The sequence below is a fragment of the Desulfoplanes sp. genome (genome assembly GCF_054921335.1).
This window is the reverse complement of sequence record NZ_JBUDSQ010000036.1, coordinates 1-22,512: the sequence shown is the minus strand read 5'-3', so window position 1 is coordinate 22,512 and position 22,512 is coordinate 1. Positions and strand designations below refer to the sequence as shown.

Below are 22,512 nucleotides of genomic sequence, written 5' to 3'. Positions count from 1 at the left end.
TTTCCCTCCAGGGACGCTGTCGCCTGTTCGTTCGCCTACGCGTCTTTATATTGCCAAGTGTCGGCCATTGCATGTAGGAAAACCCATGCCGTGCCGGAGAGACGTGCACGTTTTCGATACGTTGAACCATATCCCTCCCATCGGAGGGACATTCCGACTCTCGTTACCTAAGGACGTCTGATGCGATTGCCGCTTTTGTTGTTGTCTGCCGTCATCCTGGTCGTCATGACGGGATGCGCCCCGTTCGCTCCCGGTTCATCCTCGCCACCCTTGCCTGATCTTCCTTCCAGGTATTCCCTGTATGCGGAGAACGGGACTCTGGATACTCCCTGGTGGCAGGGATTTGAAAGCCCGGAGTTGGATCGGTTGATGGATATCGCTTTGAGCCATGGATTCTCCATCCGTCAGGCCCGGGCGAGGCTCGAACAGGCTCAGGCTCTGGCTGTGCAGGCCGGGGCTTCCATCTATCCCTCGGTTTCCGTGGAAGTGGATTCGTCACAGAGCCGACTGAAGGTGGAGGACGATTCCAGCGGGGAGCGGACCTATACGACCAGCAAGGAGCACTCCCTGGGCCTGGCCGCCAACTACGAATTGGATCTCTGGGATCGGATCGGGTCCGCTCGCGAGGCCCAACGTCTCACGGCCCAGGCTACCTTGGAGGATGTGCACACCGCCTTCATGTCCCTTTCCGGGCAGATCGCCGAGAACTGGATCGAGATTCTCCAGCTACGTAGGGAACAGGCTCTGGTCAGGGCGCAGATCCGTACGAATGAAATCTATCTCGAGGTTCTGGAGCTGCGTTTCGACAAATCCCTTTCAAGCGCTCTTGATGTGTTCCAGCAACGCGAAGCCCTGGCACGTTCACGGACACTGCTTCCTCCCTTGGCGGCACGGGTCAAGGTCCTCATGAACGAAACAGCGGTTCTCATGGGCAAATCACCGGATTTTGATCTCGGGGTGACCGGGGATTCGCTCCCCCCTCCTTTGTCCATGCGTGCAACGGGTATTCCGGCCGATCTCCTGGCCAATCGTCCTGATGTTCGGGCGGCCGGGCTGCGCCTCAAGTCTTCTGGGTGGGAGATTGCCAGTGCCCGTGCCGACCGCCTGCCCGCCATCACCCTGACCGCAAGGGGTGAATATTACAGCGACCAGTTCAATACCCTGTTCGACAACTGGCTGGCCAATCTTGCTGCCGGACTGACCGGACCGATTTTTGACGGTAACCGGCGTACGGCCGAAGTGGACAGGACCAGGGCCGTTGCCCGGGAACGGTTGGCAGCCTATGAGCAAACGGTCATGGAGGCGGTCCGGGATGTGGAGAACGGGCTGGTGGATATCGAAAAGCAGCAGGAGTACATACGGGCCATCCAAAACCAGCTGGGCATTGCCCGGATGACCCTGGAACAGGCCCGCCAGCGGTATCGGAACGGGGTCGTCACCTATCTCACCGTGCTGACCAGTCTTCTTAATGTACAGACCCTGGAACGCACCCTGATCCAGGGCCGGGCCGATCTGCTCCTGTATCAGGTGGGGCTGAACCGGTCACTGGGCGGGACCTGGTACGAAGGTATGGAAGACCGGCCGGCACCACCTGCAACCACCCACACCACGAATACGAAGGAACAAGGGTAATCATGACGGAATCATATACCACCACCGGACGTTGGTGCAGGCGGATTGTCGGGATTCTCCTGCCTCTGGTCATTGTCGGGCTGGGAATTTTCGGGGGGAAATATTTCATGGATTCCCGCCCCAAACCCACGAAAAAGCCCCGGGTCACCCTGGCTCCTCTGGTGACTGTTCAAAAGGCGGTCTTCGGCAAGGAGCGGGTGGTCATTCAGGCCATGGGAACCGTGGTGCCTGCGCGGCAGACAGCCCTCAGCCCCCAGGTATCGGGCAGGATCGTGCAACTGGCCTCGGGATTCGAGCCGGGAGGCATCTTGCCCCGGGGGACCAGGGCGGTGGGCATCGATCCCAGGGATTTCGAGCTGATCGTGGAGCAGAAAAAGACCGCCCTGGTGCAGGCTCGCGCATCCCTGGCCCTGGAGCAGGGCCGGCAGGATGTGGCCAAAAAGGAGTGGGCATTGTTGCGCGGTGATCAGGACAGGGCACCCGAAGATGCGGCCCTGGCCCTGCGTAAACCCCAGCTGGAGCAGGCCCAAGCCGAGGTTCAAAAGGCCTGTCTCGATCTGGAGCAGGCCGAGCTGGATCTGGCTCGAACATCGGTTACCGCACCGTTCAATTGTCTTGTTCTGGAGAAGAACGTGGATCTCGGTGCCCAGGTATCCACACAAACCACCATCGCCACCCTGGTGGGTACGGACGCCTTTTGGGTGGAGACCTCCATTCCCAGGGATCGTCTCGGCTGGATCTCCATCCCCATGGGAGGAGATGGTACGGGCAGCACGGCGCGCATTCGTTCAGGTATGGCTCAACATGCCCGTACCGGCCGAATCATCAGGCTCCTGGCGGACATTGAATCCCAGGGGCGTATGGCCAGGGTGGTTGTCCGGATAGACGATCCCCTGCTTTTGAACCGGCCTGAATCCTCGCTTCTCCCCCTTTTGCTGGGCGAATATGTGGAGGTGGATATCCAGGGCAGATCCCTGGACAATGTGGTCGCCATACCCCGAGACGGTCTGCATGGGGGCAACGCCGTCTGGATCGCAACCGCGAAGAATACCCTGGACATCCGACCCGTAGATGTGGCGTGGCGGGATGCCCAGGAGGTCTATCTTGCTGATGGGGTGCAGCCCGGAGAGCGGATCATTCTTTCAGATATCGCAGCACCGGTTCAGGGCATGGAGGTACGCCTTGCCAACGATGACACCCGGTCGGGCACGTCCATGATCCCAGGGAGTGCAAACGACTCATGAGCACTTTTTCCTCATCCCCCAAGGGGCCCATAGGATGGATGGCCGGCAATTCCGTTGCCGCCAATCTGGTGATGATCGTCTGCCTGGTCGGCGGCCTGATCATCGGGAGCCATATCAAGCAGGAGGTCTTTCCGGATTTCGATATGGACATGGTCAGCGTGACCGTGGCCTATCCCGGGGCCAGTCCCGAAGAAGTGGAAAAGGGTATCGTTCTGCCCATCGAAGAAGCGGTGCAGGGACTCGACGGGGTGGACGATGTCAGTTCTTCAGCGAGTGAAGGGGCGGGCTCGGTTACCGTGGAGATTGTTGAAGGGGAAAACCTGCAGCGGCTTGCCCAGGATATCCAGAGCGAGGTCGATCGGATCACCTCGTTTCCCGATGACGCAGAGGAACCGAGCGTGACCATTGTTTCCCGGAAACGTGAGGTTGTGGCCATAGCCCTGCACGGCGACCAGTCCGATTGGGTCCTGCGTGAGACGGCCGAGGATTTACGCGACAGGCTCATCCAGGACCCGGATATCACCCAGGTGGAACTTGCCGGGGTCCGGGATTACGAGATCAGTGTCGAGGTGCCCCAGGAAAATCTGCGCCGGTACAATCTGACCACGGCCGAGATCGCGGGCCGTATCGACAAGGGTTCGGTGGATCTGCCCGGAGGGGGGATCAAGACCAGTGGCGGAGAAATTCTGGTCCGGGTCAAGGAACGTAAGGATTTCGGGCGTGAGTTCGGCAGGATCCCCATCATCACGGCCAACGACGGGACCAGCGTCCTGCTCGGGGACATTGCCGAGATCAAGGACGGATTCGAGGACAGCGATATCTTTGCCTCGTTCGACGGGCAGCCGGCCGTGCTTATTGATGTCTACCGCATCGGGGACCAGACCCCCATCGAGGTGGCCGATGCGGTCAAAAAAAATCTTGTGACCCTCAGACAGATTCTGCCCAAAGGACTCTCCCTGAATATTCTCAAGGACCGTTCCAATGTCTACAAGCAACGTCTTGAACTACTGGTCACCAACGGGTATATCGGATTGGGACTCGTGTTTCTCTGTCTGGCCCTGTTTTTGGAGACCCGTTTGGCCTTCTGGGTGAGCATGGGTATCCCTATCTCTTTTCTCGGTTCCCTGCTCCTGTTGCCCGGTTTCGGGGTGACCATCAACATGGTCTCCATGTTCGCCTTCATCATCACCCTGGGTATCGTTGTGGACGATGCCATTGTAGTGGGGGAGAACGTGTACAACTATCATCAGAAGGGGATGTCCTTTCTGGATGCGGCGATCCAGGGGGCTCGGGAAATAGCTATGCCCGTGACCTTCAGCGTGCTCACGAATATCGTCACCTTCATGCCCATGTATTTTGTCCCCGGGGTCATGGGCAAGGTTTTCAGGCAGATACCTCTCGTGGTGGTCAGTGTATTCGCCGTTTCCCTTGTGGAGAGCCTGTTGGTCCTTCCGGCCCATCTCGGCCATCAGCGGGACAGAAAGGGAAATCCGATCACCCGTTGGCTGCACGGAAGACAGCAGGTGTTCAGCAGATGGTTCGTGCGTACGGTCAAGACCAAATACGGTCCGTTTTTGGATCTGACCCTGAAATACAGATATTTGACCCTGTCCATGGGCATTGCTGTCCTTCTGGTGACCATCGGGTACGTCACCAGTGGCCGCATGGGCATGACCCTGTTCCCCAAGATCGAGGCCGATTATGCCAAGGTGACCGCCGTCCTGCCCTATGGAACGGCCGTAGAAAAGACCCTGGCCGTCCAGAAAACCTTGGTGGATGCGGCCAAAGAAGTGGGGGCTGCCAACGGGGGGGACAAACTGGTCACCGGTATCTTTGCCCGGACTACCAATGGGGGAGCTAATTCGGAGGTTCGGGTCTATCTCACCGATCCCGAGGTACGGCCTATGAGCACTGCCGCGTTCACCCGTCAATGGCGCGGACGGGTCGGGAGCCTGGTCGGTCTGGAGTATATCACCTTTGCCTCGGATTCCGGGGGCCCTGGTTCGGGCAAGTCCTTGACCGTCGAACTCAGCCACAGGGATCTCGACATCCTGGAGAGTGCCTGTGCGGAGCTGGCCCGGGAGATGGAGGTCTATCCCAACGTCAAGGACATTGACGACGGGTTTTCACCGGGTAAGCGACAGTACGATTTCAAGATCCGCGATTCCGCCCGCGGGCTGGGGCTCAGGGCCGAGGATGTCGCCAGACAGGTCAGAAACGCCTTCTACGGTGCAGAGGCCCTGCGGCAATTACGGGGGCGCAACGAGGTCAAGGTCATGGTCCGGCTTCCCAAGTCCGAAAGGGTGCTGGAGCAGGATATAGAGGAACTCATCCTGAGGACTCCTTCGGGTGCGGAGATACCTCTGCGCGAGGCCGTGGCCATGACCCCGGGCAGGGCGTATACGACCATCGACCGGCATAACGGCCGCAGGACCGTGGAGGTGACCGCCAATGTCATTCCCCAGAAGAGGGCCAACGAGATCCTGGGGGCGTTGATGGCCGAGAGTGTGCCCGAGCTGGTCCGGAAATATCCGGGACTCTCCTATGGATTCGAGGGCAGACAGGCCGATATGCGCGCATCCATGACAAGTCTGGTGGAAGGGTTGCTCATGGCCCTGCTCATCATTTATGGACTCCTGGCCGTACCCTTCCGCAGCTATGCCCAGCCTTTGATCATCATGATCAGCATCCCTTTCGGCATTGTGGGCGCGGTGGTCGGCCATCTCGTGATGGGGTATTCACTGAGCCTGATGAGTCTGTTCGGCATCGTGGCCCTGTCCGGTGTGGTGGTCAACGACTCCCTTGTTCTTATCAATTTCGCCAACAGGAGACGGCAGGAAGACGGGATGAACGCCCACGACGCGGTCCTGTCTGCCGGGATCGCCAGGTTCAGGCCGATCATCCTGACCACCCTGACCACCTTTGGCGGTCTGGCCCCGATGATCTTCGAAACATCCCGGCAGGCCCGATTTCTCATTCCCATGGCTGTTTCACTGGGATTCGGGATCGTCTTTGCCACCTTGATCACCCTGGTTCTGGTGCCGTCGTTGTATATGGTCATCGTGGATGCCATCGAGATAGTACGGTGCAGGAGGCGGTAGGCAGGGGGAGAGGGGAGGACGGGACGCAGAGTCGACTGGACGGGAGAAAGGGCGACCATCTGGACTCGACACACCCAAATACGTCATTGACAGAACTGATCCGGGAGCTTCCTGCTTTTTGGCTCCTTGTGCGGCCCGGGGGATTGCATGGATAGCAAGATCCCGGCCTACGCCATGGCGTGGACGAGGGAACCCGCCGAAAATCCAACCCCACGACCGATAATTTTTTTCAGGATTTGAGAAAAAAAAGAATACCCGAATGTTCCGGGTATTCTTGGTGGGTCGTGCTTATACAGCCGAGAATACGGAGTAGGGCCGGGATCAGAGAATGGCGGGGGCAATTTTCTGTAGAGAAAGAATCTTGTGCACCCCGCCCGTCTTGATGGCTTCCTTGGGCATGCCGAAGACCACGCAGGATGCCTCGTCCTGGGCGATGGTCATGGCCCCGGCATCGAACATTTCCTTCATTCCGGCCGCGCCGTCGTCGCCCATCCCGGTCATGATCACTCCGATTCCGTTGGGTCCGGCATAACGGGCAGCGGATCTGAACAGAACATCCACGGAAGGCCGGTGGCGCTGGACCAGGGGGCCGTCTTTCATGGATACATAGTACCTCGTTCCGCTGCGGTTCAAGAGCATGTGCCTGTTTCCCGGGGCGATCAGGGCATGGCCCCGGAGCAGGGTGTCGTTGTCCTCCGCTTCCTTGACCGAGATGGTGCAGATTTCGTCCAGCCGTTTGGCAAAGGATGCGGTGAACATCTCCGGCATGTGCTGGACAATGGCGATGGCCGGGCAATCGTGGGGAAGGGCCTGGAGGAAGATCCGCAGGGCCTCTGTCCCGCCGGTGGATGCACCGACGATGACCACCTTCTCCGTTGTTTGCAACGAGAAGCTTTTTTTTGCCGTGGAACTGATGACCGCGTCCGCAGAGAGTTTGGGTTCCGGAGCGATGTCCGGGAGATTGCGTTTCGGTTTCACGGCCGCCTTGGCGGCCGCCTTGATCGTGTCGATAATCTGAATGCGCGAATCCTCGAAAAATTTTTTGGTCCCGAGTTTGGGCTTTTCGATGACGTCCACGGCCCCGTACTCCAACGCCTTGATCAGGGTGTCCGTTCCCTTGATCGTAAGACTAGAACACATGACTACCGGGATGGGATGCTGGGTCATGATCTTTCGTAGAAAGGTCAACCCGTCCATGCGGGGCATCTCCACATCGAGGGTGATCACATCCGGGACGATCTGGGAGAGCCGTTTGGCCGCGGCAAAGGGATCCGCCGCCGTACCGACGACCTCGATATGCGGGTCGGATTCCAGAAGCTCCTTGATTGCCGAACGGACCAGGGCGGAATCGTCGACCACGAGAACTTTGAGCGTATTTTTTGGCATGTTCTATCTAGGGGTTGGAGCGTTCATGTATTGGGGGGCCATAGAACAGAGTGTGGCTTTGACCGCTGTTTGGGCATCGAGGCGTTTGAGTTTGACCTGACCGGTCTGGGTGGAGAATATGATTTTTCTTCCGCGGACGCCCCCCGTATCGGAGCGATTGACCGGGATCCCCAATCTGTTCAGGGTGGCCCTGGCCGCCTCGATATTTTTCCGGCCCACGCTCAAACTTGATTTTTCCGGCTGCCCGAGAACATCCGCCCCCCCAAAGACCTTTATCTCCAGGGTCCGCGGGTCCATTCCCTTTGCCTTGAGCCGGTTGACCATCTGTTCGATGGAGGTGTCCACGTACCGGAACAGGGAGTCGAGTCCATCCTGTTGCGACGCCTTTTGGGGAAAGAGGGGAAGGACTCCGTGGGTCATGGCGCCTAGACGGTGGGCTGGTGAAAAAAATGTCACCGAGACACAGGATCCAAGGACCGTGGTTATGACACTGTCGCCCGAGGCAACTATCGCCTCTCCGGGTTTGAGATAGTGCTGGTTCATGCACTGCTCAGAGAGAGCGGGATTTCTGGTAGATGTGCGGAGCAATCTGGACCACGGGGAGATTTTGGCCCACAAGACTTTCCGAATGCCCCATGAAGAGGTATCCGCCCGGGCGGATATGGTTGCAGATTTTTTGCAGGATCATTCCCTGGGTCTGACGGTTAAAATAGATGATCACGTTACGGCAGAAAACAATGTCCATGGTTTCGCGCAGGGCGAAATTTTCCATAAAATTGAGGTAGCCAAACCGGACTTTTTGTCGGAGTTCCGGACCGATGCGGACCAGGTCCTTGACCGTGTCCTTGCTGCGCAGGAGGTACTTGCGTTTGAGCTGGTCAGGGATTCCCTTGACCTGATTGGTGGCATAGACGGCCTTGGCGGCTGTCTTGAGGACGCGTCCGGAGATATCCGTGGCCAGAATGGAATAATCGAATCCGGAATGGGCGGCCGCGAATTCCTGAAGGACAATGGCCAGGGTATAGGGCTCGGCTCCGATGGAACATCCCGCGCTCCACACCTTGAGTGGTTTGTTGGACTGGGCTGAGGCGTGGCACCGTTCCAGAATCCCGTTGTTTAGAGCCTTGAAATGGTCGGGTTGACGGAAAAATTCCGTAGTGTTTGTCGTGACCACGTCGATCAGATGACAGAGCTCTTCCTCACGGCCTTTTTCCGTGAAGACGAAATTGCGGTAGTCTGTGTATTCATGGTATCCGAGCGCCCGTAGCCGTTTCTTGAGTCTGGCTTCGAGCATGATTTTCTTGTTCGGTGGCATTTTGATGCCGCACTGGTCCTGGATCAGTTGGCTGAACTGATCGAAGTCCTTGCTGCTCATACAGAGAGAACCATAATCAACGGATTGGAAAACTTCTTTTGCCATGGCTTAACTCCCTGATTCCTCGGGGGGGGATTGTACGTTCTGGTTGTTCGAAGCGAGATGGATCAATTCGGGGACGTCGAGTATCAGGGCCAAGGTCCCGTCTCCCTTGATCGTCGCCCCGGAGAATTCCTTGATGTCACGGTATACGCGCCCAAGGCTCTTGATGACTGTTTGGTACTCGCCGATGACCTCGTCCACGACCAACCCCGTCTTCTTGTCCTCGATGGCCGTGATGACGATCTGTTCGATGGCCGGTGGGGTGGAATCGATCCTGAACCAATCACGCAGTTTGATATAGGGTATGATCTGTCCCCTGGTATCAATGACCTTACGGCGGTCTTCCACACTGCTTCCTGTGCTGATCAACTCAACGCATTCTTCGACGATATCCAGGGGGATGACATAAAAGTCCTCGGCAATGCGGACCTGCAAACCATCGATGATTGCCATGGTCAGCGGGAGTTTGATGGAGATGGTCGAACCCTTTCCGGGAATACTCGATATATCCACCCGTCCCCTGAGGGATTCAATATCCCTGCGGACGACATCCATGCCGACACCTCGACCGGAAACACTGCTCACGGTTTCTGCCGTGGAAAAACCGGCCTCGAACAGGAGCCCGAGGGTCTCACGTTCTGAAAGTTCGTCGGTTTCCGCGATGAGTCCCTTTTCTATGGCCTTTGCCCGAATGATTGCCGGATCTATCCCCTTGCCGTCGTCCGTAATGGTGACCACGACCTCGCTGCCGGCGTGTTCGGCCGAAAGGTACAATGTGCCGGACTCGGGTTTTCCGGAAATGATGCGCTCCTCGGGGGACTCGATACCATGGTCGATACTGTTGCGCAGAAGATGGACCAGGGGGTCGTTGACTTTTTCGATGACGGTTCTATCCAGCTCGGTTTCGGCCCCGCTGGTTTCAAAATTGATTTTCTTACCCAATTCCAGGGACAGATCCCGGACTAACCTTCTGAACTTGCTAAAGGTTGTCCCTATGGGGAGCATCCTGATGGACAGGGTCTCGTCACGGAGTTCGTCCGAGAGCCGCTCCAGCTCCTCGGAAAGGCTCTTGAGCAATTGGTCCTGCGTATTGGACACGCTCTGGGCGATACGGGCCTGGACAATGACCAATTCGCCGACCAGATCGACCAGATAGTCGAGTTTTTCCGCTGTGACCCGCACGCTCGAACTGGTTGGGCGGGACTTGGCGACCTGGGCTGTCGGCCCCTTTTTCCTGTTCGTCCGGACGGCCTGTTGTTCGGCCAGTGCCGAACGGACTTCCTCTTCGTCGACCATGCCCGCCTCGACCAGAAGGGCTCCCAGACGGCGTTGTTTGGAGAGGATGGTTTCAAGATCTTCTTTGGATATGTCCCCCCGCTCGAGAAGGATCTGGCCGAGCTTTTTGTACTCGTTCTCGGCGGTTTCGGGTTCGGCCCGTTCTATCAGTTCAATGGACAGCTCACTCTCGTCCTCGACAAAAATGAACACGTCGTGGATGGCGTTTTCATCTTTGTCCGTGATCAGGACCATATCCCACCAGACGTAGCAGGTCTCGGGGTCCATCTCGGCAAGCTCCGGGATGTCACGGGTATGGGCGATGACCTGGAGTTCACCGAGTTCGTCGAGTTCCTGGATGAGACCAATGGGATTGAGTCCCGTGATAAAAATATTGGATGGGGGCTTGAAACAGATCCGATAGATCCCCGGCCCCTTGGGGAGAGCGTTGCCATCTGGTTCTGTGTCCTGCGGGGCCGACGATTGGGCGGTTCCCTTTGGCGGGGCTACTCCGGCGATGGCCTGGAGGCCCTGGGTGATCGCTTGCCCCCCCTCGGGATTGGCCTGCTCATCGTCCAGAAGAAGGGCGATATGGTCCCTGGCCTTCAGGGTCAGATCCAGCAGGTTCTGGGTCATGGGGAGTTCGCCGTTGCGGACCTTGTCGAAGACTGTTTCCACATCGTGGGTAAACCCTGCGATGACGTCGAATCCGAACATGGCCCCGGAACCCTTGATGGTATGCATGGCCCTGAATACGCGGTTGATGAGATCGGTATCTTCGGGAGATTCTTCGAGTTCGAGGAGGGCTGTCTCGAGTTCGGCAAGAAGCTCTGTCGCTTCCTCTCGGTATACCTGTCGATTGATATCGTCCTGGGGCATGGGAGTTCCGTTCGTTTGAGGGTGGACGTGGAGTGGGCCCCACTCCGGTTTGTTGCGCCATCCATGGAGGACACAACGGTCCGTTGTTTGCCGCTACCGGAGAACTTTTTTGACTACTGCAAGCAGCTGGTCCGGTTTGAACGGTTTGACGATCCAACCCGTTGCCCCTGCGGCCTTGCCTTCGGCCTTGATGGCGGGCTGGGATTCCGTGGTCAGCATGACGATGGGAATGAATTTGTAATCGGACATACCCCGTACGGCCTTGATCAAACCGATGCCGTCCAGCCCCGGCATATTCAGGTCGGTGAGGATCATTTTGACTTCAGGATGTATTTTGGTCAGTGCGTCATTCCCGTCCGTGGCTTCGACAGTCGTATATCCGGCACCCTCGAGAGTGAATTTGACCATCTGGCGGATGCTGGCGGAATCATCTGCAATGAGAATGGTTTGGGCCACCTTGGTCCTCCTTAATTGTTACGCATTTTCGGATGAAAAAACAAACCCGGAAACCTTGGCCGTCTCTTTAAGCTCTTCTGGGAATCCGAGAAAGGTATGTGTTATGGGCAGGGATTTACATCTCCGTACACCTGCGGCCAAAAGCTGGAAAAAAGAAAGATCGGCGGTGTCCACTCCGCTCAAGTCGAAGAGAATGGGCGTATCGCCTGTGATTTCTTTGTGCAGAACCGGGGCCATGGCAGCGGCGTTTTCAATGGTGCATGGTCCCTGGAAGGCTATTCTTTTGCCCTGCTCGGATTGTGATGTCGTTACACACTGCATGGTCTCTTCCTTGTGTTGCTGTTTCCTAATGGATGGCCGGCAGGTCGGTTTGGAGGGAATCCAATGACACCTGCTGGATCAGAAAAGCTCGACCCCATCGTCATCGCCAAAAAGCTCCACCCCCTCGTCATCGCCAAAAAGCTCCACCCTTCCGTCGTCATCACCGGATTCGTCCCCAAAAAGGTCGACCCCGTCGTCGTCATCAAAAAGGTCGACGTCCTGCTCTCCGGCATCCCCGGATGTGTCTTGCTGGGGCACGTCATGTTGGAGTCCCAGGGCCATTTGGTGGATGATCCGCTCGCTCTCCATGGTATATCGATGGAGGAGTTCATCAAATTCCTTGGGGAGCTCGATCGCGGGGTCGATGATCTGGTCATCCAGCTTGTCGATGATCTGCAGGAAATCCTCTCTTGCTCCGGCAAGCCGGGAACATATGACCTCATGGAAGACGATCCCGTTGGCGGAGGCGATGATGTCCTGTTTGAGTTCGTCTCCAAGGGCGGAGACCGAGGCAAACAATTGGTCCATCTGGTCGTTGAGCTCTACCAATTGGACGAGGGACGTTTCCTGGGTGCCGGTTGTCTCCTCGATTTTTTGGAGCCCATCCGTCTGGGTGGACCGGTTTTGCAGTTGTCTTGACGTGGTGGCCAGCACGGCCAAAACATCCAGTACACTCGAGGTGTGTTCTTTGGTCTGCATGGAGAGCCGCTGGATTTCGTGGGCCAGAACACCCATGGCCCTGCCACGGTCTCCCACACATGCCGATTTGATGCTTGCGTTCAGCGAGATAAGCTCTATCTCGTCCCCCAGGTCTTGGACCTTTTTTGCTGAAGAATCCATATCCTCGACCGTGCCGGCGACCGGTGCGATGATTTTTTGTTGCTCCTGCATCCCGACCACCAACTCGTGAACATTCTTGATGACCTCCCCCATGCTCGACTTGATGGCTTCCAGAACGGACCCTTGGCTGTGGTGGTCCGAACCGCTGAAACCATGGATCGTTTGCATGAAACGTTCGACAATGGTGGCGATATTTTCGATTTGGCTCTTGAAATCCAGAACCGCTTTTTCGAACTGCTCGCTTCCGTTCTGGATCTGCGAGGCCTGGATGGTGGCGATCTGGAGGACAAAGGTCAAAATTTGTTGCAGGGAATACCTGGAAGACCCTTCCTCTACATACCCGGCGATCAGCTCTTCGGCGTCCCGGGTGCATTCTTCCACATGTTCGATCTGTTGGCGGACAATGTCGTGGAACTGGAGATTGGTCACTGCCATTGATGTGCTGGAGGCGATATCTTCGGAATGGGTGACCAGGTTCGCGGATACGCGCTCTGACTGATCCACGACAGAGACCAGGTCCTCGATGTTTTCGGACAGGGTCGTACTGACCGTCTCCAGCCGGTCTTGCTGGGTGGTGAACAGTTCCTTGGTTCCTTCTTGGACCTTGAGTGTGGTCGCGATGATCTGATTGGACCGGGAGGCGATTTCCGAGGAGCTTTCTTCGATCCTGGCCACGAGTTTGTCCACATCATCGGCCAGTGAGGTGAAGGCCTTGCCCTGTTCGCCCAACCGCGCGCTCTCGATCCGTGTCGAAATCCCGAGCATGCGCAATCCCTTGATCACGCGGGCAAATTCTTGAAAAAGTTCTTTGAGCTGCTGCATTGAGGAGATTATTTCCGAAAGTTCCTCCATTGCGGTCTCGTCGACCATGCCCCGGCGGTGGGAGGATATGATTTCGAGAAACCCCTGTAGATCACTGATCCTTCCGGTGATCTCCTCTCCGGATGCGAGTTGGGCCAGCTGGGACACCTCGGATGACAATCCTTTGGAACGGTTGGAAAAGTCCATCAGACTGCTCCCTAGCTGGAGGAAATCGTCTTCTCTGTCGGCAAGGATATTGTGGAGTTTGCCCCCCATTCCATGGAGCAGAGAGGTGATTTCCTCCAGCGCGGGCATGCTTTCCGTTCGTTCGTCCGGCTCCACCGAGGATGCGTCATTGGCAAAGGATTGAGACATCATCCATCCTCTGTTTAGGATTCCTGGGCGACGTTGAGTTCTTCGGGATCAAATATTTTCAATGAGTCCAGTATGATAACGAAATCTTCGTCCCGTCTGCCCATCCCTTTGACAAACCTATTGTCCAGACTCAATCCCATGGCGGGAACGGGCTCTATGGACTCGGGTTTGATCTCAATGACTTCACTGACGGAATCCACGAGGGCACCGATGGTCAGAGTCTCGTCGTTCTGTTCAACGTCGAGGATGATGATGCACGTGTCCACCGTATCCTCCGCCTCGGGGAGGTGAAATTTGGTCCGCAGGTCGAACACGGGAACGGCATGGCCGCGGAGATTGATCACCCCCCGCATGGAATCGGGGGTCCGGGGTACCTTGGTGATCCGGGTCAATTCCAGTACCTCTTTGACCGTGTCGATCTCCATGGCATAGATCTCCTGATCCAGGGAAAAGGTCAGATACTGGTTCGTGGCCGCCTTGGTTTCGTTGCTCATGCATGCCTCCGTTTCATATGTATCTACTGGGTTTTTTTAGTTATGTATTGAAAGATAGTTACACGATTCCGGCCCGGTTTTCAACTTATATTATTCTGTTTTTTTCCTTTATGTTTAATCGGTTATCGAAGATATGGATGCCTTGTCCCCTGGACAAATGTTTCTTTTTGGAAAGATTCTGCTCCCAGCACCCTTCCCGCCCATGTACCCGTGGAACATGGGCGGGAAAAAAGGGTTAGAACCTTTCAAAATCGTCGTCCTGCATGGAGTCCTCGAGGTCGAGCTTGATCCCCCCCGCAGGTGACCTGGGTGCTTTGCCCGGTGATTGGGCGGGGATTCCCTGCGGCCGGCGGATCTCCGTTTTTGGTCGCGGAGAATGGGGATGGGTCGGACTCTGGTCATTGCCGATGTTGAAGAAGGCGATACTTCCCTGGAGTTGTTCGGCCTGCGAGGAGAGTTCCTCGGAAGTGGCGGCCATCTCCTCTGAGGCAGACGCGTTCTGCTGGACGACATGGTCAAGCTGTTGGATGGCCTGGTTGATCTGGTCGGCTCCGGCATTCTGTTCTTTGCTCGCTGCAGCGATTTCCTGGACGAGATCCGCGGTCTTCTGGATGTCCGGAACAATATCGAGGAGCTGTTTGCCCGCGTTTTCCGCCTTGGTCACGCTGGCCTTGGAAAGGTCGCTGATCTCTGCGGCGGCAATCCCGCTGTTTTCTGCCAGTTTGCGGACTTCTGCCGCAACGACGGCAAATCCCTTGCCCGCTTCTCCGGCCCTGGCCGCCTCGATGGCCGCGTTCAGGGCGAGCAGGTTGGTGTTGCGGGCAATGTCCTCGATAATCGAGATTTTTTCAGCAATATTCTTCATGGCCGTGACCGTTTCCGTCACTGCGCCACCGGTTTTTTTGGCTTCAGTGGCCGCCTTGACGGAGATTTTTTCCGTCTGCTGAGCATTGTCCGCGTTCTGTCTGATGTTCGCGGCCATCTCTTCCATGGACGAAGAGATTTCTTCGACGGACGCCGCCTGCTCCGTGGCCCCTTGGGACAGGGTTTCCGACGAGGCACTCAATTCATGGCTTCCGGCGGTCACATTGTCGGTGACACCACGGACCTTGCCCACGACCTGGCGGAGATTCTCTCCCATCGAAGAAAGGGTCGCGGCGAGTGTCCCGATTTCATCCCTGCGGTCAAGGTCGAGGGATGCATCCAGGTTACCGTTGGTGATCTCCTCGGCATAGGCCACGCTCCGTTCCAGGGGTTTGGTTATGGCCCGAGCGATAACAAAGACCATCCCCACAACGAGCAAGAGTGCACCGAGCATCAGAACAACGCTCAGGACCAGGAAACTGTCTGCGGCCTCGAAGATCTTGGTCTTGGGTATGGCAATGCCGATGGTCCAGGGAGTCGAGGTGCCCTTGACCGTGATAGGCTGGAGCAGAAAATAGTAGTCTTTACCGTCCAGTGGAGAGGTCATGAATCCGGCATACGGTTGGCCGGCTTCGATCGAATCCTTGATGGCGGTTTGTGTGCCGTCCGGAAAGGCCTGTGTGATGTTCTTGTTCACGCTCCCCTCGTCCGGATGGGCCACGCAGTAGCCCTTATTGGAGGCGATAAATGCGTACCCCGTACCCATGGGCGTGATCCCGTCGACCATGTTCTGGAACTCGGCCAGGGTAAAGTCGATGCCGACGATGCCGATGAACCTGCCATCATCCTGTATCGGCACGCTGATGGTCGACATGTTCACCTTGGCCACCTCGGTGTAGTAGGGTTCCGTGAGAAAGGGGCGGTTGGCGTCTCGGGGGCCCTTGTACCAGGTGCGTGTCTCAGGGTAGTTGTACTGGGCGAGGTTGGACACCTTCAACCCTCCGCTCTCCTTCCACCAATAGTTTCCATAGGCCCCGCCCATGTGTTTCCAGAAACTATCCTTGGCAAAGTACTCGGCGTCGCGACCGTCCAGGGCATCGGGTTCGAAGCAGGTCTGGATACCGTAAAAGGAATCGTCGGAAAGAAGCACCTTCTTTTGCATCGCGTCGACCACCTTCCGGTCGATGCGTGACCGGTCGGTGACCATCCCTTCAAACGCCGCTCCCAGAGCCAGGCTGGCATCCAGGGCCTTTTCAATGTTGTTCTTGACCTGATTGCCATATCTATTGGCCATTTCTGCGGCTGTCTGCTCTGCCGAGGTGATGGCGATGGTCTTGGTCTTGGAGACCACTATCCACGTATAGACCACCAGAATGAGGGCCACGGCGATACAAACACTCAGGCCGATCTGGTATTTGAGGGAGAGGTTTTTGAGGGCCACGGAAATCCTCCTTGGAGAGATTGTTGGGAAAAAACACGGGACGTATCTCTCTTTTTAAACAAAGGTCGGAATTTTGTCTAACAAATTGGAGCCGTGACAATGGCGGGATATGCGGACCCCAATGTTATACTTTAAGTTCATGATTATCTTTGGTTATCTTTCCATCTCCCGTGTCGATCGACAGGATGGTCCCCATGGGCAGAATCTATTTGTATGACAAAATCACCTCCGGGCAGTTCCTGTTCTTTCCAGCGCAGTGGCGATCAGCCTGGAGAACTCACCCATGGTGAAGGGTTTTGTCAGTATTCCCGCGAGGCGTCCATTGGAGATCTGTTGGGCGGCGATTTCCTTGCCCAGGCCGGTGGACAGGATGACCGGAGTGGTGGGGTGGAGTTCGTTGATGGTGGACACGATTTTCTGTCCGTCGGTCCCCGGCATGATAAGATCGGTGACCACGAGATCGAATTGGGTCGGGTCCTGTTTGAACCATTCCAATCCTTGGTTCCCGTCGGTTGTGGTCGTGACCGTATATCCAAGGGTGGTCAGGGATTTTTCGGCCCACGTTATGATTTCCGGTTGGTCATCGATAAACAGGATACGTCCGTATCCATGGTGTGAGGCCTTGGGCCGTTCCCTGGGCGTCTGGCTGCTGGTGGTACTGGTGGGCAGGTAGACATGGACGGCCGTTCCCTTTCCCGGATGGCTGTCGATGTGGATATGTCCATAAAGATCCTTCACTATTCCATAGACCATGGGCAATCCCATGCCTGTTTTTTCCTTGAAATTTGGTCCGGCGATGAAAAAGGGTTCAAAGACCCGCTCCAGGATTTTCTTGTCCATGCCCGGGCCGGTGTCCCCGACGCTCAAGAGAAAATATTCTCCTTTTGGGAGTTCTTTGGGAAAGGTTGCGGGCAGGTTTTTTTGGTCCAGGATATCCAGGGTGACCTGTATGTTCCCCTTGCTTGAACCCAGGGCGTTGATGGCGTTTTCCAGGAGGTTGGTGACCACCAGATACGGCTGGCAGGGTTCGGCAACCATCTGTTTCCCTTTGTCCTTGATGGAAAAGTCGAGATGGATACCGGAGGGGAGAAGGACCTGGAAGGATTTGAGCACCTCCTTGATGACGATCCCGATACGTAGTGGTTGTTTGTCCTGGGATGTGTGCCCGCAGAAGGTGAGAACCTGCTCCACTAAATCCTTACCCTGGTTGGCCGAGGTCAGGACATTGGCCAGATATTTTTGGCAGTGGTGGTCGTCCGGCAGTTCGAGCTGGGTCATCTCGGTAAATCCCATGATGGACATGAGCAGGTTGTTGAAATTATGCCCAATGCCCCCGGCCAGTGTGCCCAGGGCCTCCAGGTTGTGGGTCTGTGCGCGGCGGTCTTTGTCCCGGGCCGGCATGGTGATGTCCTTTCTGCGGATATAATGGTGGGTGATCGTCCCTTGCCTGTTGCGCAGGGGAAGAAGGTAGACGATTTCTACTTTGGTCGAGCCGTCCGGTTGCGCGGTTTCCAGTTTGTCCCGGAAGGGAATCCCCTGGGCAAAGGAAGCATAAAATGGGGGGAACAAGGGAGTGCCTGATCCGTCGGTCTGCAAAATTTCGGCGGTCGTTCCGACGAGTTCCTGCCGATCGCATCCCATCCGTCCGGCCTCGAACGCGTTGACATGGCGGATAATCCCCTGGTCATCCGTGAAAACGATCCCGTAGCCTGATTGTTCCAGAACCTGGTGCAACAATTGGACGTACTCGTGGAAGGGCATCCAGTCGCACAGGGTCTGCTCTTCGGCATCCAGTCTCACGTGGTCCACAAGGGAGAGGATTTCCCGCGTGCATTCCTGCATGTGGGTCAGATTGCGGCATGAACCGATGATTTCAGCCCCGGCCCCCGGGAACCGTTCCCCCTTGAAAAGCATGTATTCGGTTTTTTGCTGGGGCCGGACAATACGCAGGATGGTGTTGATTCTACCCGTCTCGCGGGCCCTGTTCCAGCTGGATTGGAACAGCCCGCGGTCCTGTGCATGGATGGATTTCTCGAGTCCTGCCAGATCGACAAGAGGAGATTCCTCTTTACCCGTCAAATAGATGAGCAATGAGGAAGAACAGGAAAAGGAGTTCTCGGTAATGTCGAATTTCCAGGAATACACGTCCAATAGAGGTTCCAGGGCAGGCAGCTGCTCTGTGATGGACAGACAATCCGGGATGATATTCATATAGGATCCTTGTGCGCGGCAGCACTGAACTGTCAGGCGGTCATCGGTGGTTCATGGAGATCCATACCGCTGGACCATCCGATGTGGCCAGCGGTATGGATTATTATAATAGGTTAGAATTTTTCGAAATCATTGTCCCTTGTGTCGTCCTCGAGCTGCAGGTCTATACCCTTGGTACCCGCTCCCCCTGCCCTGGATCGAGCGGGGGTCGGGAGTTGCGGCTGCGCGGAGGGTTGGGACGCATGTGGAGCGGGGCGGTGTTGCATATGGGTGGTTCCCCCCGCGTTCCCGATATTGAAGAAGGCCATGGACGCCTGCATCTGTTCGGCCTGTGAAGAGAGCTCCTCGGAGGTTGCGGCCATCTCCTCGGAGGCCGAGGCATTCTGCTGGACGACCTGGTCGAGCTGCTGCACGGCCTGGTTGACCTGCTCCGCGCCCGCGTCCTGTTCCTTGCTCGCCGCAGAGATTTCCTGGACCAATTCGGCCGTCTTCTTGATGTCCGGGACAATATCGTCGAGCATCTTTCCGGCGGATTCGGCCTTGGCCACGCTGGAGCTGGACAGTTCGCTGATCTCCGCGGCGGCATTGCCGCTGTTTTCGGCCAGTTTGCGGACCTCGGCGGCGACGACCGCGAATCCCTTGCCGTGTTCGCCGGCACGGGCCGCCTCGATTGCCGCGTTCAGGGCGAGCAGGTTGGTGTTCCGGGCAATTTCTTCGATGATGGAGATCTTGTCCGCGATATTCTTCATGGCAACGACGGTTTCGCCAACGGCCACACCGGTTTCAGCGGCGTCCGAAGAGACCTTGGTGGCGATCTGTTCCGTTTGCATGGCGTTGTCGGTGTTCTGTCTGATGTTCGCGGCCATCTGTTCCACGCTGGAAGAAATCTCTTCCACGGAAGCGGCCTGCTCGGTGGAACCCTGAGAGAGCTGCTCGGCCGAGGAGCTGAGTTCCTCGCTGCCCGAGGCAACGTTGTCACCGGCCGATTGCACCTCGCTGACAATGCCGCGTAGTTTGGCGACCATGGCATTCAGGGCGCCCGCCAGGATACCCACCTCGTCCTTCTGTTCGATGTCGAGCTGTTTCGTGAAATCTCCTCTGGCCATGGATTCGGCGAATCCCACGCCCTTGAGGATGGGGCCGGTGATCATCTTGGTCAGGACGATACCGAGGAGCAGCGCAAAGATGACCCCGAAACCGACAAAGCAGATCACGGTGATCATACCCGTGCTAGCGGTTTGGGCGGATTCCTCGACCCTGATTGCCGCGCCTTTGGAGTTGATGGCCACGAGTTCCGCCGTCGTTCCAAAGACCTTGTCCATGTCTTCCCGGTTGTCGACCAGAACGATCTTGGTCATTTTTTTAAATATATCGACGCCGTGTTGGGCAACACCCCGCATCTCCCTGAACTTTTCAAAGACCCTTTCCGCGTTCGGGACCAGTTTTTGGGCGTAGACGTTCTTGGCGGCAAACCCCTCGTCCCGGGCCACATGTTGCTTGATCTCGGCCACAGCATAGTGGAAGGCGTCATGGGCCTGGGTGATCTCGTTGAGAAGATTCTGCAACTGCATGTTGCTGGTTTGATAGGTGGCCTTCCATTTTCCAAATGCGCACTGGGTCGGATCCCCTCCGCCGTCAAAGGTTGTGCCATCCAAGAGCAATCGTTCGACCTGACCCAAGAGCTTGTAATGGTCACCCCGGAAGATTTCCAGTTGCTCCAAGAGCCCCACGGGATCGAGCATGTCGATCTCCTGGAGTTTCTTGGACAGTTGGATGACCTCGTTGTTCCGGGCAGCGGCGACCTTGACCACCTCCTGGAACCGCCTCCAGGGGTCAACTTCTTCGGGAACCTGCGGGAGTTCGGAATAAACGCTGAGGGCTTTGCCGTACACCTCACGCGCCTTGTCGATAATTGCGTATTGGCGGTTGCGGTCAGCGTTGGTCAGATTGGGGCTCAACATGGTCCTGACCGCGCCGTTCAATCCTTTGAGCTGGGATTCGAGGGTGAGCAAATTCTCGATGGCTGGAAGGTTCACCTCCCCGACCAATTCAGAATAGTTGGTGATATCCTTGGCCACATAGATCCCCACACCACCCACGATAAGGGTGATCATGGCCGTGATGACAAACCCCCCGATCAGTTTTACGCCAAGTTTGAAATTTTTCATACACCCCTCCTGTTTTACCCTTGATACATTGGTTGAGGCATTGGGAACCCTGGGTTCCCATGGCTCGGTCCGAAAACCGTACTCCCTTTATGGAAGGCTCCCTTCCCATTCCGCTCCGCTTGGTGACGCCGAGAATACCGGTGTTTTCCGGGATTCCAGCCAGCGGGATCACGGATGTACAATCAAGAATGGTGCCAGTTTTTGTGTGTATGAAAAAACAGATATTACAATGTATTGAGAATCTTATCTCCATTGGTGGTTCCATTTTTTGGGGGATTTTCATGCGGCGGATGAAAATATTCATGCGGGGGATGATTGGTCGGGTGCACCGCGCAAGATTCTGGTAGACACATTCCCACAAAAAAAGCCCTTAAAAAGGGCCTTTTTTGTGGGGGTGAGCGTACGTACCGATCCCTTGGTGCGAACGGACCCTATGTTCGAACCGCTAGTACCGTTCGAATTCCGTGTCCTCCTCTTCTGCCTTCATATCAATCTTGAGCCCCGTATTCTGTTGGGATGTGCCGTTTGGGGCATGTCCTTTGGCCAAGGATTGTTGGGGCTGGTTCTTGGGGATCGTCTGGTCGGATCCGGTCAACCGAGTGCGGGTGGTGGATCGTTTCGTATTGTTTTGGGATAATTTGAAGAAACCCATGGCCTCCAGAAGCTGGTCGCCCTGGGAGGACAATTCTTCTGCCGTAGCGGCCACCTCTTCGGAGGCCGAGGCGTTCTGCTGGATGACCTGATCCAGTTGGCCCATGGCATTGTTCACCTGTTCGGCCCCGCTGCTCTGTTCCCGGCTGGCTGCGGCGATTTCCTGGACCAGCTCGGCGGTTTTCTGGATGTCCGGAACCATCTTTGTGAGCATCTCTCCGGCCTGCTCGGCAACGGCCACGCTGGACGATGACAGGGTGCTGATCTCGTTGGCGGCACCACCACTGCGTTCGGCCAATCGCCTGACCTCAGCGGCAACAACAGCGAATCCCCGGCCTGCATCCCCGGCTCTGGCAGCCTCAATGGCCGCGTTCAGGGCGAGTAGATTGGTGTTGCGGGCGATCTCCTCGATCACGGAAATCTTTTCCGCGATATTGCGCATGGCCTTGACCGTATCGTCCACGGCCTTGCCGCCCTCTACCGCATCCTCGGCGGCCTTGAGGGAGATTTTTTCCGTTTGCTGGGCATTGTCCGTATTCTGCTGGATATTGGCGGCCATCTGTTCCATGGACGAGGAGACCTCCTCGATGGATGCGGCCTGTTCTGTGGCTCCTTCGGACAGTTGCTGTGAAGAGGAGCTCATTTCCCGGCTGCCGGACGCCACGTTGTCCGCGGAATCCTGGACCCAGTGGACGATTTTCTGGAGTTCCCTGACCATGTCGGCAAGGGCCTCCATGAGCTGGTCCTGATTGGACCGTTTCTCGACCTTCAGCTCTAGATTCCCCTGGGAAAGGTTCTGAGCGATGCCGGTTATTTCATGCATCGAGTCGATGAGCATGTTGATGTTGTTCTTGATCTCGTTGAAGTCACCCCGGTATTTTTCACTGATTTTTTCCGGCACATCCCCCTTGGAGATGCGGTCGATGTATTCTGCGGAGACGTTCAGGGGGCCGATG

15 protein-coding genes are annotated in these 22,512 nt (G+C 56.5%); 3 read left to right on the top strand and 12 right to left on the bottom strand.

The window, feature by feature from the left end; genetic code table 11:
• Positions 1-180 precede the first annotated feature (180 nt).
• From ACY692_RS09135 to ACY692_RS09125, 3 genes are read left to right on the top strand one after another with little or no spacing between them, the layout of a single operon-like run.
• Complete coding sequence (locus ACY692_RS09135) at positions 181-1,632, top strand: efflux transporter outer membrane subunit (RefSeq protein WP_462325051.1); 1,452 nt, start codon at positions 181-183, stop codon at positions 1,630-1,632.
• A gap of 2 nt (positions 1,633-1,634) precedes the next feature.
• Positions 1,635-2,876 (top strand): efflux RND transporter periplasmic adaptor subunit, encoded by a 1,242-nt coding sequence (locus tag ACY692_RS09130; protein ID WP_462325050.1) that lies wholly within the window; start codon positions 1,635-1,637, stop codon positions 2,874-2,876.
• Complete coding sequence (locus ACY692_RS09125) at positions 2,873-5,977, top strand: efflux RND transporter permease subunit (RefSeq protein ID WP_462325049.1); 3,105 nt, start codon at positions 2,873-2,875, stop codon at positions 5,975-5,977. Before ACY692_RS09130 ends, ACY692_RS09125 begins: the two co-directional genes overlap by 4 nt.
• 321 nt (positions 5,978-6,298) lie before the next feature.
• Here the strand turns inward: ACY692_RS09125 and ACY692_RS09120 are convergent, their stop codons facing one another.
• The 12 genes from ACY692_RS09120 to ACY692_RS09065 all read right to left on the bottom strand — a co-directional run.
• Entirely contained in the window at positions 6,299-7,363 is a 1,065-nt protein-coding gene (locus ACY692_RS09120; RefSeq protein WP_462325048.1) for a protein-glutamate methylesterase/protein-glutamine glutaminase, read from the bottom strand.
• A gap of 3 nt (positions 7,364-7,366) precedes the next feature.
• Positions 7,367-7,906 carry a chemotaxis protein CheD gene (locus tag ACY692_RS09115; RefSeq protein ID WP_462325047.1) on the bottom strand — a complete coding sequence of 180 codons (540 nt, stop codon included), beginning with the start codon at positions 7,904-7,906 and terminating at the stop codon, positions 7,367-7,369.
• A gap of 7 nt (positions 7,907-7,913) precedes the next feature.
• The gene (locus ACY692_RS09110) at positions 7,914-8,783 is read right to left on the bottom strand and encodes a CheR family methyltransferase (RefSeq protein WP_462325046.1); all 870 of its coding nucleotides are present in this window, start codon (positions 8,781-8,783) and stop codon (positions 7,914-7,916) included.
• 3 nt (positions 8,784-8,786) lie between these two features.
• The gene (locus tag ACY692_RS09105; protein ID WP_462325045.1) at positions 8,787-10,934 is read right to left on the bottom strand and encodes a chemotaxis protein CheA; all 2,148 of its coding nucleotides are present in this window, start codon (positions 10,932-10,934) and stop codon (positions 8,787-8,789) included.
• A 93-nt stretch (positions 10,935-11,027) separates the two neighbouring features.
• Positions 11,028-11,390 carry a response regulator gene (locus ACY692_RS09100; RefSeq protein WP_462325044.1) on the bottom strand — a complete coding sequence of 121 codons (363 nt, stop codon included), beginning with the start codon at positions 11,388-11,390 and terminating at the stop codon, positions 11,028-11,030.
• An 18-nt stretch (positions 11,391-11,408) separates the two neighbouring features.
• Positions 11,409-11,711 carry an STAS domain-containing protein gene (locus tag ACY692_RS09095; RefSeq protein WP_462325043.1) on the bottom strand — a complete coding sequence of 101 codons (303 nt, stop codon included), beginning with the start codon at positions 11,709-11,711 and terminating at the stop codon, positions 11,409-11,411.
• Between the two features lie 78 nt (positions 11,712-11,789).
• Positions 11,790-13,727 carry a hypothetical protein gene (locus tag ACY692_RS09090; RefSeq protein ID WP_462325042.1) on the bottom strand — a complete coding sequence of 646 codons (1,938 nt, stop codon included), beginning with the start codon at positions 13,725-13,727 and terminating at the stop codon, positions 11,790-11,792.
• 14 nt (positions 13,728-13,741) lie between these two features.
• A complete protein-coding gene (locus ACY692_RS09085; protein WP_462325041.1) occupies positions 13,742-14,221 on the bottom strand; it encodes a chemotaxis protein CheW in 480 nt (159 codons plus the stop codon).
• A gap of 235 nt (positions 14,222-14,456) precedes the next feature.
• The gene (locus ACY692_RS09080) at positions 14,457-16,526 is read right to left on the bottom strand and encodes a methyl-accepting chemotaxis protein (protein ID WP_462325040.1); all 2,070 of its coding nucleotides are present in this window, start codon (positions 16,524-16,526) and stop codon (positions 14,457-14,459) included.
• 222 nt (positions 16,527-16,748) lie between these two features.
• Positions 16,749-18,737: a two-component system sensor histidine kinase NtrB gene (locus ACY692_RS09075; protein ID WP_462325039.1), complete on the bottom strand. Its 1,989-nt coding sequence runs from the start codon at positions 18,735-18,737 to the stop codon at positions 16,749-16,751.
• A gap of 113 nt (positions 18,738-18,850) precedes the next feature.
• Positions 18,851-20,905 (bottom strand): methyl-accepting chemotaxis protein, encoded by a 2,055-nt coding sequence (locus tag ACY692_RS09070; protein ID WP_462325038.1) that lies wholly within the window; start codon positions 20,903-20,905, stop codon positions 18,851-18,853.
• Between the two features lie 445 nt (positions 20,906-21,350).
• The coding region (locus tag ACY692_RS09065; RefSeq protein WP_462325037.1) for a methyl-accepting chemotaxis protein at positions 21,351-22,512 on the bottom strand (1,162 nt) is incomplete at its 5' end.